13 protein-coding genes and 1 pseudogene are annotated in these 14,142 nt (G+C 45.3%); 11 read left to right on the forward strand and 3 right to left on the reverse strand.

Features of this window, described 5'->3' with window-relative positions:
- The first annotated feature begins 26 nt into the window (after positions 1-26).
- The 4 genes from VSQ32_18100 to VSQ32_18115 all read left to right on the forward strand — a co-directional run bounded on the left by VSQ32_18100 (position 27) and on the right by VSQ32_18115 (position 3,147).
- Positions 27-1,604, forward strand: a complete 1,578-nt coding sequence (locus VSQ32_18100; protein MEH2944702.1) for a hypothetical protein — start codon at positions 27-29, stop codon at positions 1,602-1,604.
- A gap of 45 nt (positions 1,605-1,649) precedes the next feature.
- Positions 1,650-2,060, forward strand: coding sequence for a hypothetical protein (locus tag VSQ32_18105; protein MEH2944703.1), 411 nt, complete (start codon positions 1,650-1,652; stop codon positions 2,058-2,060).
- Positions 2,061-2,078: 18 nt separating this feature from the next.
- Positions 2,079-2,804 (forward strand): nucleotidyl transferase AbiEii/AbiGii toxin family protein, encoded by a 726-nt coding sequence (locus tag VSQ32_18110; GenBank protein MEH2944704.1) that lies wholly within the window; start codon positions 2,079-2,081, stop codon positions 2,802-2,804.
- A 160-nt stretch (positions 2,805-2,964) separates the two neighbouring features.
- Complete coding sequence (locus VSQ32_18115) at positions 2,965-3,147, forward strand: hypothetical protein (protein MEH2944705.1); 183 nt, start codon at positions 2,965-2,967, stop codon at positions 3,145-3,147.
- A 310-nt stretch (positions 3,148-3,457) separates the two neighbouring features.
- Here VSQ32_18115 and VSQ32_18120 read toward each other — a convergent pair.
- Together VSQ32_18120 and VSQ32_18125 are read right to left on the reverse strand one after the other, a co-directional pair.
- A pseudogene (locus VSQ32_18120) lies at positions 3,458-4,672 on the reverse strand (IS256 family transposase).
- A 265-nt stretch (positions 4,673-4,937) separates the two neighbouring features.
- Complete coding sequence (locus tag VSQ32_18125) at positions 4,938-5,606, reverse strand: HAD family hydrolase (protein MEH2944706.1); 669 nt, start codon at positions 5,604-5,606, stop codon at positions 4,938-4,940.
- A gap of 474 nt (positions 5,607-6,080) precedes the next feature.
- On the opposite strand from VSQ32_18125, the gene VSQ32_18130 reads away from it, so the two are divergent.
- From VSQ32_18130 to VSQ32_18145, 4 genes are read left to right on the forward strand one after another with little or no spacing between them, the layout of a single operon-like run.
- Positions 6,081-8,102 carry a beta-galactosidase gene (locus tag VSQ32_18130; GenBank protein MEH2944707.1) on the forward strand — a complete coding sequence of 674 codons (2,022 nt, stop codon included), beginning with the start codon at positions 6,081-6,083 and terminating at the stop codon, positions 8,100-8,102.
- 25 nt (positions 8,103-8,127) lie between these two features.
- A complete protein-coding gene (locus VSQ32_18135) occupies positions 8,128-8,502 on the forward strand; it encodes a YccF domain-containing protein (GenBank protein MEH2944708.1) in 375 nt (124 codons plus the stop codon).
- Between the two features lie 3 nt (positions 8,503-8,505).
- Positions 8,506-11,406 carry a hypothetical protein gene (locus VSQ32_18140; protein ID MEH2944709.1) on the forward strand — a complete coding sequence of 967 codons (2,901 nt, stop codon included), beginning with the start codon at positions 8,506-8,508 and terminating at the stop codon, positions 11,404-11,406.
- A 17-nt stretch (positions 11,407-11,423) separates the two neighbouring features.
- Positions 11,424-11,744: a TfoX/Sxy family protein gene (locus tag VSQ32_18145; protein ID MEH2944710.1), complete on the forward strand. Its 321-nt coding sequence runs from the start codon at positions 11,424-11,426 to the stop codon at positions 11,742-11,744.
- Between the two features lie 60 nt (positions 11,745-11,804).
- Here the strand turns inward: VSQ32_18145 and VSQ32_18150 are convergent, their stop codons facing one another.
- On the reverse strand, positions 11,805-12,065 hold the full coding sequence (locus VSQ32_18150; GenBank protein MEH2944711.1) for a hypothetical protein: 261 nt from the start codon (positions 12,063-12,065) through the stop codon (positions 11,805-11,807).
- 358 nt (positions 12,066-12,423) lie between these two features.
- Between VSQ32_18150 and VSQ32_18155 the strand changes: the two genes are divergently transcribed.
- Genes VSQ32_18155 through VSQ32_18165 form a run of 3 tightly spaced genes read left to right on the forward strand, consistent with a single transcriptional unit; the run spans position 12,424 to position 14,140 of the window.
- On the forward strand, positions 12,424-12,657 hold the full coding sequence (locus tag VSQ32_18155; GenBank protein MEH2944712.1) for a hypothetical protein: 234 nt from the start codon (positions 12,424-12,426) through the stop codon (positions 12,655-12,657).
- A gap of 50 nt (positions 12,658-12,707) precedes the next feature.
- Entirely contained in the window at positions 12,708-13,571 is an 864-nt protein-coding gene (locus tag VSQ32_18160) for a patatin family protein (GenBank protein MEH2944713.1), read from the forward strand.
- Between the two features lie 38 nt (positions 13,572-13,609).
- Entirely contained in the window at positions 13,610-14,140 is a 531-nt protein-coding gene (locus VSQ32_18165) for a hypothetical protein (protein MEH2944714.1), read from the forward strand.
- Positions 14,141-14,142 lie beyond the last annotated feature (2 nt).

Below are 14,142 nucleotides of genomic sequence, written 5' to 3' on the forward strand. Positions count from 1 at the left end.
CAGATGGATTGTAGAGAGGATGCGGAATGGAAAGAAAATTAAATGATGAAAAGATGTATGAATTTTTCCAGAGAGAAGCGAAAGATATCTTTGCAGAGTTTTCAGAACAGCCGGATAAAGTGGAAGAGTTTCCGATGTGTCAGATGACGAGAGAGGGAATCTCCAAAATTTATAAAAGCCTTCAAGTAATTTATAATAAAGAAGAGGCAGCCAAAGAGGTATACCTGATTGAAAATGTATATGAAATTCTTACCAGATTTGTAGGGATTAAAGGTATGGAGCATTTACTGGTTAATAATTATGCAGCAATTGAAAATGGTATTTTTCTGGAACATTCTTCGGAAGGAGCGCCCAAAAGAATACGGGAACATTACAAGCATCAGTTCCGCAATGCTTATCTGGGACTTTTGCTTTTGAAAGATTTTCATTTTGACGACTGCATTGCAGACTGCGTTATGGACAAAAACAATGAGTATGCTTATTTTATTCTGCCAGCGATAACAGCAGAGTCCGAGGAAAACAAACGGAAGATGCTGAAAGAAATTATTTACAAAAGTTTTCTGGTTAGTGCGCTATTTCATGATATTGGTTATCCGCTTGCTTATTATTTTCGGATGGCAGATGAAATACATCAGTTCGCGCCATTTTTTAAAATTGCAAACCCTGCTGTCAAGACAGTTTTTGCAGAAATCAAGGCATTACTGAATAATAGTTGGTTGTTTCAGACGGTGGCACATGATGAAATAAGAAAGAAATATGAAAAGAATGATCATGGCTGTCTGTCTGCAATTAGCTTTTTAATGAATTTTTATTTTTCTGGCAGCATATACAGTCTGGATGACAGGAAACAGTGTATTATAGAAATGGCAGCAGTTTCGATATATAAACATACAAATTATTATCATAAAAATGATAGGATGCTTTTCAGCCAAGATCCATTTTCTTATTTTTTGCGGCTGTGTGACGACTTACAGGAATGGCAGAGGTTTTTGGTATGCATAGAAGAAAAGCATAATTTTCTTAGATGTGCTGCATGTGGGAAGATTATTCGGCCGGCAGAGGATGATAACAGTCTTTATCAATGTAGTTGTGGGAAACAGTTTCAAAAAATTACGCAGATGGGAAATAAGAAAATGAGCTATATTGATATATGCAATAGTATGCGATTAAAGGAGGATGGACATAAAATTCATATATATCTTCAATATGATTGTTATAGGCTTTTAGAGCTGTTATTGAGTGATTATGAAGCGGTGATATACCGTGAGAAGGGATTAAAAGATATCGAAAATATGATTCAATTTCAAAGTTATTTGCCAGATATGGAACTGCATTATTTTCTTTCCAATAACCCGGTTGAAATTATAAAAGAGATGCAGGATCAATCTAAAATGAATGCCGCTGATATTGACAAATGGATGGATAGCCAGAAAAATGGAACTAATTTGAAAGAATTCATAAACATATGTGATGATAAGAGAAGAACGAAAGAGTATGGAGAAAAAATAGAGCGGAATACAGTAAAATATGCTTGTGCAGCAAGAGAATTCACAGAACAATATTTAGGAGAGATTTATTCTTTATGGAAGTTTCTGGAGATGTAAGAATAGTAATAGATGACACAATTAATGGGAGAGGAGAGAGCATAAATGGCAGTTTTCACATACAATGACCAGCTAAGAAATTTATTAGCAGATGTGGAATGTGTACTTGCCTTTGACACGGCGGCGGATTTTTTGGGTCTGACAAATGGCGGATGTAGATCGGCAGCACAGATATTTGTCGATAAAAAGCAAGATATAGATGGGGCGGAACAGATTTTGGTGCCATCTCTTGAGACCCTTGTGTGTGAAAAACGAAACGGACTATTATGCACTACTGTAAATCAGACTATCATTGACCTTTTAGAGCAAAATGGAGATGAGCAGATTATCACGGAGAGTTTGGCAAATTATTATGATGCACACAATGAGAGTTTTGATGGACTTGAAATGCCAGCGCATTTGAAAAAGAGATTTGAAAAATATAAGGTATGGGCGCTTGAATATTATGAAGAGTAGGTGATGTGTTTGGATTTAATGGAATTTTTATACAGGGTGATGGAAGAACTGTCAAATGCAGGTGTGCCGATTGTGTTCAAAGGGGCGATGGTTCTTAATCTTGCAATCAGGGATAATAATCCATCAAAGGTTGAAAGAGCGACCAGAGATATAGATGGAGACTGGATTGGTGAATTTCCAACTATGGAGGGAATGGAAATAGCATTGAGAAATGCGGTTAAAGAAGTGGATTCTTCCTTAGATGTCCAGGCCAACAGAACATTCGCTGAAAGAAAATCTGCCGGTTTTAAAATTATCAATGAAATTGGAGAAAAGATCGCAAGTATTGATTTAAGCGTCAGGCAGAACCGATTTAGCAGACCTTACATTTCCTATGTGAATGGAATATCCATTACAGGAGCAAGTTTATCCAAAATGCTGTCTGACAAATTATATGCAATTTCAGGAGAGAGTGTATGTAGAAGAATGAAGGATGTATTGGATATTTATGTGATGTCTTTTATTACAAAAATTGATATAGATGAACTGCATCAAATATGGACCGAGACAGGTAGGAAATTGGGGGATTTTGAAGCATTTAAAACTCAGATTGCCAGGTTGGGTGAAGCTTATAATAAAATGAAGGGTATAAAAAATAAACCTGATTTTCTTGATGTATACAGTCGGGTAACTGATGTAATATGTAAATTGGAACGTCAAAAGGGAATAGAAACTCTGACTAAGAAAAATCAAGATAAATTTTAAGATATGAATAGAAAATGGAAATATAAAGATGCCAGACAGATATAGTGTAAGCGTCAAATAAGAACGTGTAGTGAAACATATGGCGTTCTCCTGTAAACTTAGGGTTAGAGTTTTTAGAGTCCACTCCCAAAACTCTAAATCTGGATAAAGGAGAATATTCATGGACATTTCCACTTTAACTCCGGATAAGCAGGTAAAATTTCAGTACTGGCTCGATGTGATCCGGCAATGCAGGGCCTCCGGCCTGACAAACCAGGCATGGTGCGAACAGAATAACGTCTCTTTAAAAAGTTATTATTACCGGATCGCAAAAATACGCAGGCTGGCTCTTGAGAGGCTGTAAAAAATCTTGTGTCTATGAACTTTAGACTTTCCTGATAAGAATTAGATATGTAAGAGTATTTTGTCGGTTTTGTGTTTTTAGGGCTGTCGAATTATTTCTTCTATTTATAGTATAACCAGTCTGGCGGATTCTATACATTTTTTCTGATTTTTTGTATGGCAAACAGGCATTGTATTTGACTGCCACTTTCGTGGGCTCTGCCCACACCCGGCCTCCGGAATAAGACTGGGATTTTCTGGCAATACTATCAATGCCGATGGAATAAGGCTGGGATGGCAGGTGTTTCCAAATATTGCCATCCCGGTTTTTTTTACAGGTATTGCGTGAGACGCTCTCCGTACAGGACTGTCAGCTGGTTCAGGACCTGGTCCCAGTTCCGATATCTCTGCGTCCATTTCTTCGTGACATTCCGGCTTGCCAGATATAGCATCTTCTCCAGGGACGCGTCGCTGGGGAACACGCTCTTTGTCCTGGTCACTTTCCGGTACTGGCGGTTCAGCCCCTCTATGATGTTGGTGGTATACATAATCCGGCGGATTTCATCCGGGAACTGAAAGAAGGGGCTGACGTCTTCCCAGTTGTTCTCCCAGCTGCTGACGGCGTAGGGGTATTTCTTCCCCCATGTTTCTTTCACGTTTTCCAGTTCTGCACAGGCCGCCGCCTCGTTTGGGGCATTGTAGGTCGCCTTGAAGTCGGAGGCGAATCTTTTCAGGTCTTTGTAACTGACGTATTTGAACGAGTTGCGCAGCATGTGGATGACGCACCGCTGTATCTCTGCCTTTGGAAATACCGCCTGTATGGCCTCTTTGAACCCAGGCAGTCCGTCCACGCAGAAAAACAGCACGTCCTTCACGCCCCGGTTGTGCAGGTCGTTCAGCATCCCCAGCCAGAACCTGCCGGTCTCGTTTGCCCCGACGGTAATGCTCAGGATCTCCTTGTAGCCTTCAGTCGTCACGCCCGGCACAACATAGGCTGCACGGCTTAGTATCCGCCCATCCTCCCGGACTTTGTAGTGGATGCAGTCCATGAATACAAATGGGTATACCGGGTTCAGGGGGCGGGACTGTCACTCCCTGACCTGTGGAAGAATCTTATCTGTAATCCTGCTGACCATCTCCGCTGATAATTCGATCCCATACAGGTCATTCAGCTGGTCATGGATATCCCGGGTGCTCATCCCGCGAGCATACAGGGAAATCACCTTTTCTTCAATCCCCGAGATGTCCCGCTGGTATTTCGGTATCAGCTTCGGCTCAAACTCCCCATTCCGGTCCCTGGGCACGTCAATCTGGAATTCTCCATACTGGCTCTTGAGGTTTTTGGGGGAATGCCCATTGCGTTTGTTGTCCGTCTGCAAGTCTCCCCTGTTGTTTTTCTCATAGCCGAGGGCCGCATCCAACTCAGCCTCCATCAGTTCCTGTAGAATGTCCTTAAAACTGTCCCTGAGGAGGGCATAGACATCGGTGACGCTGTTTAAGTTGTTTTCTGAGATAATCTGTCGAATCTGTTCCTTTGCTACTGGCATAAAAACACTCCTTTTCGATAAGAATTTGCATATCCTGATTCTTACCAAAAGGGAGCCATTTATTTCCAAAAACACAAACTTATTTACACTACCAATTTTTATCGGAAGGATTTTTCCTCCATAGACACAGAAATATTTACACCCTCCCCTGGAAAAGAAAACCATGCCTTAAGAAAAGAACCTGCGGATACATTCCATTGTATACATCAGGGTAAAATGTCCGGTTCCCTCAACCTCAGGGAAACCGGACGTTTTACTCTGTACGTTACTGAGACTCCATCTCACCCAGAATCTTCCACAAGTCTTCCGCATTATCAGCAATGTATTCTGCCCCGTGTTCCATGAGAAACTCCCGGCTGCGGAAGCCCCAGCTTACGCAGATACAGGGAATGCCGGAATTTCCGGCGGTGATAATATCCACGTCGGAATCACCCACGTACACACAGCGTTCCGCCGGGGACTGAAGTTCTTTCATGGCGGCAAACACCGTGTCCGGAGCAGGTTTGCGGGCTACCTGCGGAGATTCCCCGATGGCTGAGGTAATGTAGGGCGTAAAGAAATCCTCACACAGGCCTTTGACAGCCAAATCAAATTTGTTGGACACAACGGCCAGTTTGTAACCGGATTCAGAAGCCTTTTTTAAGAAATCTATAATACCGGGGAAAGGCCTGGTAAAATCTTTTTTGTGAGCAGCATAATGTTCCTGAAACTCTTTCAGGCAGCGGTCAAATTCCGGGAACTCATGTCCGCCGGGGATGGCTTTTTCCATAAGGACCGTAACGCCGTTTCCCACCATCTGGCGGACTGCATCCTCAGAATGGAGCGGGAAGCCGAAGCGCTCCATGGCATAATTTACGCTGTTGGTCAAATCTGTTAAAGTATCCAGTAAAGTTCCGTCTAAATCAAAAATAATGGTATCAATATTCTGCGGCATAGTATCACTCCTTTGTGACAGTTTGAAGTGGAACAGTAATATTTTATACCTCAGGAAGGAAATCTGCAAGAAAAATCTTTGTGTGTTTGCATGAATATGGTATAATATGCACTGAGGAGGGCCCCATCGTTTGCCTTGAGGAGGGCCCCATCGTTTGCCTTGAAGAGGGCCCCATCGTTTGCCTTGAGGAGGGCCCCATCGAAGATGGGAGGAGACCTGAAGGCGAGATGGGAGGAGACCTGAAGGCGAGATGGGAGGAGACCTGAAGGCGAGATGGGAGGAGACCTGAGTGCGAACAGTAACAGTAACTGCATATGCCCATTTCAGATCGCCTGGGGCGATGGGGCATATGCTCTGGCACCATACATGTACCGGTCCATGACAAATCAGCGTAGTGATTTGTCATGGATTACCAGACAGAAAGAAAAGCTCTGCAAAAATATATAAATTCAGATAGACAAAGGAGAACAACAGATGTGGGATAAAGTGTGGAACCAGGATAAAATCGCTTATGGCGGGGATTACAATCCGGAACAGTGGCCGGAGGAAACCTGGGAAGAAGATATGCGTCTGCTGAAGCTGGCGCACATTGATACTCTGACATTAAATGTATTTTCCTGGGCGGCTTTGCAGCCTTCGGAGGAGACATACTGTTTTGATAAACTGGATAAAATTATGGAACTGGCCAGGGCAAATAATATGAAAGTCTGTCTGGCCACCAGTACCGGGGCCCATCCGGCCTGGATGGCCAGGAAATACCCCGAAATTCTGCGAACCGATGAACGGGGCGTCCGGCGGAAATTCGGAGGAAGGCACAATTCCTGCCCCAACAGTCCGGTATACCGGAAGTATTCGGTGAAACTGGCGGAACGGCTGGCAGAGCGGTATCAGAATTACGATAATATCGTTGCATGGCATATTTCCAATGAATACGGCGGGGAATGTTACTGCGAAAACTGCGAAAAGGCCTTTCGGGAATGGCTGAAAAAAAGATACGGTACTCTGGAAAAACTAAACCATGCCTGGACTACTGCTTTCTGGGGACATACCTTTTATGACTGGGAAGAAATTGTGCTGCCGGATTTGCGCAGCGAGCATATGGAATCAGAGCGGACCACGGCCCAGACCATCAGCCTGGACTATCGCAGATTTAACTCGGACAGTATTCTGGAATGCTTCCGGCTGGAATACGAAGCAGTAAAAAAACATACCCCGGACATTCCGGTGACCACAAACCTGATGGGGGCTTACAAACCTCTGGATTACCGGAAATGGGGAAAATATCTGGATTTTATTTCCTGGGATAACTATCCCTCCAATGAAGATTCTTTCAGCCAGACGGCCTTTTATCATGACCTGATGCGGGGCGCAGGGGGCGGAAAACCTTTCATATTGATGGAGCAGACTCCAAGTCAGCAGAACTGGCAGCCTTTTAATGCACTGAAACGGCCGGGCGTCATGCGTCTTTGGAGTTATCAGGCAGTGGCTCACGGTTCCGACGCAGTGCTGTTTTTCCAGATGAAGCGCAGCATTGGCTCCTGTGAAAAATACCATGGCGCGGTTATCAGCCATGCAGGCCATGAACATACCAGAGTGTTCCGGGAAGTGGCAGAGCTGGGCCGGGAGCTGGAGCAGATGGGAAATGAGATTATCGGCTCCGGTATCCGTGCAGAGACAGCCCTGATATTTGACTGGGAAAACTGGTGGGCGGCAGAGTATTCCGCAGGCCCCAGTGTAAATCTGAACTATAAGGAGCAGGTGCTCCATTATTACACGGCCCTGCACCGGCAGAATATACCCGTGGATATTATCGGGGAAGAAGATGATTTGTCCGGCTATAAGCTGGTAATTGCTCCCCTTTTATATATGACAAAACCCGGCGTGGATGAACGGATACGGGAATTTGTAAAGAAAGGCGGCGCCTTTGTCACTACCTGTTTCAGCGGATATGTGGACGAAAATGACCGGGTTATCACCGGCGGTTATCCCGGCAGACTTCGGGATATTCTGGGCGTATGGGTAGAAGAAAGCGATGCTCTGCCGGAGCACAGAAATAATCGGTTTATATACAGGAATCAGGAATATTCCGCTGAAATTCTCTGTGATATCATGCACCTGGAAGGGGCGGAGACGCTGGCGGAGTATCAGGAAGATTTTTACGAAGGAACCCCGGTGGTCACATGCAATTCCTTTGGAATGGGAAAGGCATATTATGTGGGAACCTGTTCCGGAGATGAATTTTACCGGGATTTTATCCGGGAACTCTGCCGGGAACAGCAGATTGCATCGGCGGCGGAGCTGCCGGAAGAAGTGGAGGCAGTCAGACGAACGGGAGAACAGGCGGAATATCTGTTTTTACTGAACCACGGAGAGAAGGAACAGGAAATTTCCATACCGGAGCAGTGTCTGGAACTGACAGAAGGAAAAATATACGGCCGCGGAGAACAGGCAGTTCTTCCTGCAAAAGGCGTTATGATTTTAAAAAGCAGGCACTGAAACGAAAGAGAAAGGACAGAATGATATGAATTGTTTGGGAAATATTTTGTGGATGATTTTTGGCGGACTGTTCAGCAGTCTGGGCTGGCTGCTGGCCGGATGTCTGTGGTGTATTACCATTGTGGGGATTCCGGTGGGCGTGCAGTGCTTTAAGTTTGCAGGCCTGAGTCTCTGCCCTTTTGGAAAAGAAGTGCGTTATGGCGGCGGGGCAGTTTCCCTGCTGGTTAATATTATCTGGCTGATTGTATCGGGAATTCCCATGGCAGCGGGATTTGCCATTTGGGGCTGTTTGCTGTGCGTAACACTGATTGGGATTCCCTTCGGACTGCAGATGTTTAAGCTGGCGAAGCTGGCTCTGATGCCATTTGGGGCTGTGGTAGAGCAGAAAGGACAGGTGTAAGCCATGATTCAGTTAAAAGCAAACAGTGAACTGAAGAAAGTATTCGGCCGGATGCTGAACACCATGGGGGTCAACGTGGTATGGACAGGGAATTTTGTGGTGCTGAATAATTTCCTGATTCTCTCCGGAAATGTCCGGTCTCTGATTTTTAATTTTGACAATGGAAAAGTTATTACAAATGTGATTGAGCTGCCAAATAAGGAAGAAGATATGGAGCCGGTGGCGGAAAATGAAGTGGTCACCAATGTATTAAATATGACGTTGTACGCCTTTGGAAAATGGGGCGTGATTAAAGGGCTGAAAGTGGATAAGGATTACAGCCAGTTAAACGGCTTGTTTTACGCCATATTAAAGGATATGAAAATAACACCGGGATTTCAGGACAACTATTTCCGGTTTTACCGAAATAATATACAGATGACTTACGAGGAAGTAGTGGAGGCCGCACTGGAGGAAGGAAAGCGGAAGGCAGAGGAAGTAAAAGAGGAAAAGGAGCAGGAAGCCCCGGAAGAAAAGGGCCTTGGCCTGTGGCATAACATCCGCTGGAGCGCGGAGAAGGCCACATTTACCAAAAGTGAAATCAAAGCTGCGGAGCGTAATACCGCCCGTTTGGGCAATAATTTCTACATAAGCGGTTATCAGTGTCCGGGCTGCGGAAGAAAACTGTACATGGCTGTATATCCTCAGGGCCGGGAGTTTCCGGTAGAGACGGAGGAAGGAAAAGTATATCTGGCCAGAAGTTATACCTGCAGCAACTGCAACCTGTTTTATACTCCGAAGCCGGGCAGGCTGCTGCGGGAAGGGCTTAGCTATGCCATGAAATTCGGCGGCGACAAAGAGGCCTATGAAGATTATCAGGAGCTGCTGGGCAGCAGAGCGGAACATACCTCCAACTGTAATTTTAACGAATTCGAAGCCCGGCGGGGAAAACATGCACTGCCCCCCATTGAGGAAGCCTGCGCGGAACTGGAAGAAAAAAGCGAGGAAGAACTGCAGGCCATAACGGAACAGATAGAGGATGGATTTTACCCGCCTCTGAAAGCGGAGCCTTACCGGGAAAAAATAGAAGAACTGCTGGAAAGAAGACAGCGGGAAAAAGAAGAAAGCAGGAAATCCGGAAAAAAGAAAAAAGACACGTCACGGGTATCTGACGAGACTTCTGCGGGCCGGCAGGAGACAGCTTTGCCGGAACAGGAGAACATATCCTCCGGCCGCGGGGACCAGGAAAAAATATCTCCTCGACAGCCGGAACAGGAGAATACCCGCTCCGAATCCGCCAGGGAAGAATCGGAACATCTCTCTGCCGAAACCGGAAAAGAGGCGCAGGCTGCTGAAAGGAAGAAGAGGGAATCAAAGGTACAGGACGCCCAAAAACCGGCGGAACATACAGGAGAAAAGGAGACCCCTCTCAGAGATTCGTCCGGTCAGGAAACTGCTCTGCCCAAAGAAACTTCCGGAAAGAAGTTCCTGTTCCGGGAAAAAGAATCTGTTCTGAAATTCCGGAAACAGCAGGAAGAAAAAAAAGCGCCTAAAGAGGAAGAAGGAAATTTCCGGGAACGGTACAAGGCGCGTATGCGGACGCTGGAGAAAATGTCCCTGTTCCAGTTAAAAACTCTGCGCAGCCAGATTCAGTCGGACGAACGTCTGGACTGGATTGAAAAAGAGAAATTTACCAAGCAGATAAAACAGGAAATTTTCCGGAAAGAGGAAGAAGAACTGCGCCAGAAAGCCGCAGAAAGTATGGATAAGCCATACGGAGTAATCAAACGTGTGATGGAAGAGATTTCTCAGGGGGAAATTCCGGAACCGGTGAAGAAGGAACTTCTGGATTCACTGGATGAGGTGAAGAAGCAGAAGGGACAGGAGGAGGTAAAAAAACTGATTGCCCTTGTGCCGGAACATATGAACCGCAGCCAGTACCAGACCTTTAAAGAGAAGCTGGACAAGTTTGCGGACGCGGATATTTCCACCTACCAGGAAGTGCTGGAGGGAAAACGGAGACTTACAGAGAAGCGGGAAATCAGCGCCATGCTGAGCCGGGCGGAAAAAAGTGACCGGAACGGTCTGATGCGTATGCTGAAAAAACTGAAAGAAGATGGATTTTCCAGAGAGCAGGCAGAGCCGGCCATTGAGATGATTGAGAAGAAAGTCCGTGCCATAGATGAAAAAGTCATTGACAGAATATGCCCCAATATTATGAGAATGTCCTTTGATGAGGCGGCGGAGGCCTATGAGAAAATCGAAGGAGGAGCGTTCCTGCCGGAACTGAAAACAAATACGCTGGAGATGATTGACAAGCGTCTGACTAAAATAAAAATGGATGAGTGCGAATTGCTGGTGGAAAAACTGAGAGAAGAATTAAAGGGGAAAATCAGGGATTCCGAACGACTTCATTTCTATGAAGTGCGGAAAGTAATGAACGGAGACTGGGGCCCCAGAGAGGCAGAACTTGTGGCAAGGGCTCTGAACACCTACGGCGCCGGCCGGGATCGCTATGAATTTCCCATTCTGATTTGTGATTCCTCCGCAAGGAAAAACGGAAAGGAAGGTTTTATTCTGACGCCGGACCATATTTTTTATAACAGTGTGTTTAACAGTGAAATGATACCAGTCCGTTCCATCCGGGGGATTGAAGGGATGACAGGCCTTCTGAACCGGGGACTGTATCTGGACAGGAGCAACGGAGTCCGAACTAAAATTCCGGGAGGAATTGCTCCGAAGGATTTGAAAGCTCTGGGAGATATTATGGGGAAATTTGTGTCCTATCTGAAAGAAAAACCGGAGTCCAGAAGTATTGCCTACCTGGCGAAGGAAAAGCATGAGGTGAAATGCTGTTACCGCTGCGGTTACAATTACCGGAAAGGGAATGTGTGCCCGAAGTGCGGATATCAGTCGAACCAGTAGGAGAAGGAGAAAAATCAATGGCCACTGGCAAAGAATATCTGAATTTTATACTGGAACAGTTATCTGGTCTGGAAGAAATTACCCATCGTATGATGATGGGGGAATATATTATTTATTATCGGGGAAAAATTGCGGCGTATATCTGTGACGACCGGTTTCTGGTGAAACCGGTGAAAGCCGCCAGAAGACTGCTTCCCGACGCTCCTCTGGAGCCGCCGTATAAAGGAGCAAAAGAAATGATACTGGTGGAAGATGTGGATGACAGAGAATTTCTGACAGAATTATTTCAGGCCATGTATGAAGAACTGCCGGCGCCGAAGCCAAAAAAGAAGTTCTGATACTGATTCCGATAACGAATATCACAGGTGCTGTGCGGGCTGCACAGGGGCTTCTTTACGTTATTCTTTTTTTATCCAGCTTCTGAGAGGGTTCACTTCCCTGGCTTTCGTGAGAATATCATCTGTGTTGCAAATCAGATATTCACTGAGCTGCTTCAGTTCTTCCGGTGTGAAACCGGAGGATTTTTCCATTACACCGGAAGGCACAATTCCTTCTGCATAATCTTTTCCCCGTTCAAAAATGATCCGGACGATTTTTTTACCGTCTTTCTGTGAAAGCAGACCGGAATAGGTCATACGAATTTCCTGTAACTGACTCATGAAAATCACTCTCCTCAATGTATGGTTATAGTCCCTTTTGATGTATTATACATGATAAACGGTCTGGTGACAAGAAATTCCGGAAAAGATGAAAAATGTAAACGTAACAGTTCAGACCAGGAATCTGTATCTGCTGCGAAATCCGTAAGAAGGTGTGAATTCAGACGGATTCTGTAACAGGGAAGTCGCAGGCCGAATTGTTACTTGTAAATACGGGGAAAATCCGATAGAATATACGGGACGGAACTGGAGGTGCATATATGTCAGAACAGAAACCAATCAGTGTTGGTATAGAGCGATACAAACGTATGATAGATAATCATATTACTATATAAATAAAACATATTTTATAAAAGATTTGCTGGATAAAGGCGGGGCTGTCAATCTGTTTACGCGGTCCAGGCGTTTTGGGAAAACCCTTGTACTCAGTATATGGAAAAACACCATGTATGATGGTTATCTGTTTGGAAATACGGAAGTCTGTAATCCCTGGAGCGTTATGAATTATGTAAAGAGAGCGGCAATCGTATCATACCGGATTGCTGGAAGAAGGATATCTGAATATCCGGGATTATGGTATATGCTTTTGTAAAAAAAGCTGTATGGTTCAGACAAAATGTTATACACAGAAATGAGGTTATTATGAAATTAGGAATTACCATGGAAGGCGGCGCAAGCAGAACTGTGTTCAGCTGCGGCGTCACCGATGCTTTTTTAGAGGAACAGATTATGCCCGATTATTTTATCGGGGTGTCGGCAGGAATTGCCTACGGGGTATCCTACCTGTCCGGGCAGAAAGGGAGGAACCTGACCATCGCTCAGAAATATATGAATGACAAACGCTATATGGGGATTCGTCATCTGCTGAAACACAGGAATTATTACAACATTCCTTTTGTGTTTGACGAAGTGCCCAACAAACTGGAAGCCTTTGACTATGAAGCCTTTGAGGCATTTCCGGGAAAAGTGGAAGCCTGCGTGACGAATATTCACACAGGAAAAGCAGAATATCTGGAGGTTCCCAGAAGAGACGAGAAATTTGACGTGCTGGTGGCAAGCTGCGCACTGCCTATTCTGTTTCAGCCGGTGAAAGTAGGCAGACGGTATTATCTGGACGGCGGCCTTTCGGACTCCATTCCCTACGAACATGCCATGGAAGAAGGCTGTGATAAAAATATTGTAATTCTCACCAGAGAACGGGGTTACGTGAAAAAGCCGGAGAAAGCAGGGGATATTTCCAGAAAATTATACAAAAAGTATCCCAATATCGTGGAAGACATCAGAACCAGACCGGAACGGTACAATGCCTGTATGGAAAAGCTGATGGAGCGGGAACAGGCGGGAGAGGTGTTTGTAATCGCACCGGAAACCACTCACGGAGTGGGAAGAACGGAATCAGACCCGGAAAAACTGACAAAACTGTACGAGGAGGGCTACCAGCAGGCCAGAAAACAGATGGAAGATTTAAAACGTTATCTGGGGTGCAGTAAAACACAGACGATTTAATACAGTATCCGGGATGCGGTGAAAAGAGGTGACAGCTTTTGGGACAGCAGTATTTCAATAAGGCATTGTCAGATTTTGTAAAGGATATGGCAAACGGCGGCGCCATCCGCCATCTGGCGGATTTGGGCTATACCGTAAAACAGATTGCAGAAACCATTGATTACCCGGCGTCCCAAAAACAGGTGGCAGAAAGGGTATGGCGTTATTATCTGGAGCAGGGGATGATTCTGCTGGAAGAACCGTCTGCAGGCACTGCCCTGGAAAAAGTCACCTATGTAAAAGAATACGGGAGGTACGGAAAAGTGCATTTCCGGAAAGTGGCAGAACCGGTGGAGAATGGTTCTGCTGAATATATTCCCTGTGATTTTGGCCGGAAGCGGTATCAGGATGAAGCATTATTTCTGAAAGAGCTTGAATGCCTGGAGGAACAGGACCGGGACTATATTCTGGGACTGCCCTGGCCCCTGCAGCGGGTCTGGCATGTGGCAGATAAGAGAATGACAGGAATCATGGACAGGCTGTCAGAAACTGCTGAAAGAACATTCCCGGCATTGCCGGAGAGGAGATAGCA

This window comes from Lachnospiraceae bacterium JLR.KK002, from assembly GCA_036941025.1.
Lineage (GTDB): Bacteria > Bacillota > Clostridia > Lachnospirales > Lachnospiraceae > Petralouisia.

Coding starts and splice junctions, on each gene's coding strand:
- VSQ32_18135 (MEH2944708.1), top strand. CDS start 8,128: ATGAATTGTTTGGGAAATATTTTGTGGATGATTTTTGGCGGACTGTTC.
- VSQ32_18110 (MEH2944704.1), top strand. CDS start 2,079: ATGGAATTTTTATACAGGGTGATGGAAGAACTGTCAAATGCAGGTGTG.
- VSQ32_18100 (MEH2944702.1), top strand. CDS start 27: ATGGAAAGAAAATTAAATGATGAAAAGATGTATGAATTTTTCCAGAGA.
- VSQ32_18140 (MEH2944709.1), top strand. CDS start 8,506: ATGATTCAGTTAAAAGCAAACAGTGAACTGAAGAAAGTATTCGGCCGG.
- VSQ32_18160 (MEH2944713.1), top strand. CDS start 12,708: ATGAAATTAGGAATTACCATGGAAGGCGGCGCAAGCAGAACTGTGTTC.
- VSQ32_18150 (MEH2944711.1), bottom strand. CDS start 12,065: ATGAGTCAGTTACAGGAAATTCGTATGACCTATTCCGGTCTGCTTTCA.
- VSQ32_18115 (MEH2944705.1), top strand. CDS start 2,965: ATGGACATTTCCACTTTAACTCCGGATAAGCAGGTAAAATTTCAGTAC.
- VSQ32_18125 (MEH2944706.1), bottom strand. CDS start 5,606: ATGCCGCAGAATATTGATACCATTATTTTTGATTTAGACGGAACTTTA.
- VSQ32_18145 (MEH2944710.1), top strand. CDS start 11,424: ATGGCCACTGGCAAAGAATATCTGAATTTTATACTGGAACAGTTATCT.
- VSQ32_18105 (MEH2944703.1), top strand. CDS start 1,650: ATGGCAGTTTTCACATACAATGACCAGCTAAGAAATTTATTAGCAGAT.
- VSQ32_18130 (MEH2944707.1), top strand. CDS start 6,081: ATGTGGGATAAAGTGTGGAACCAGGATAAAATCGCTTATGGCGGGGAT.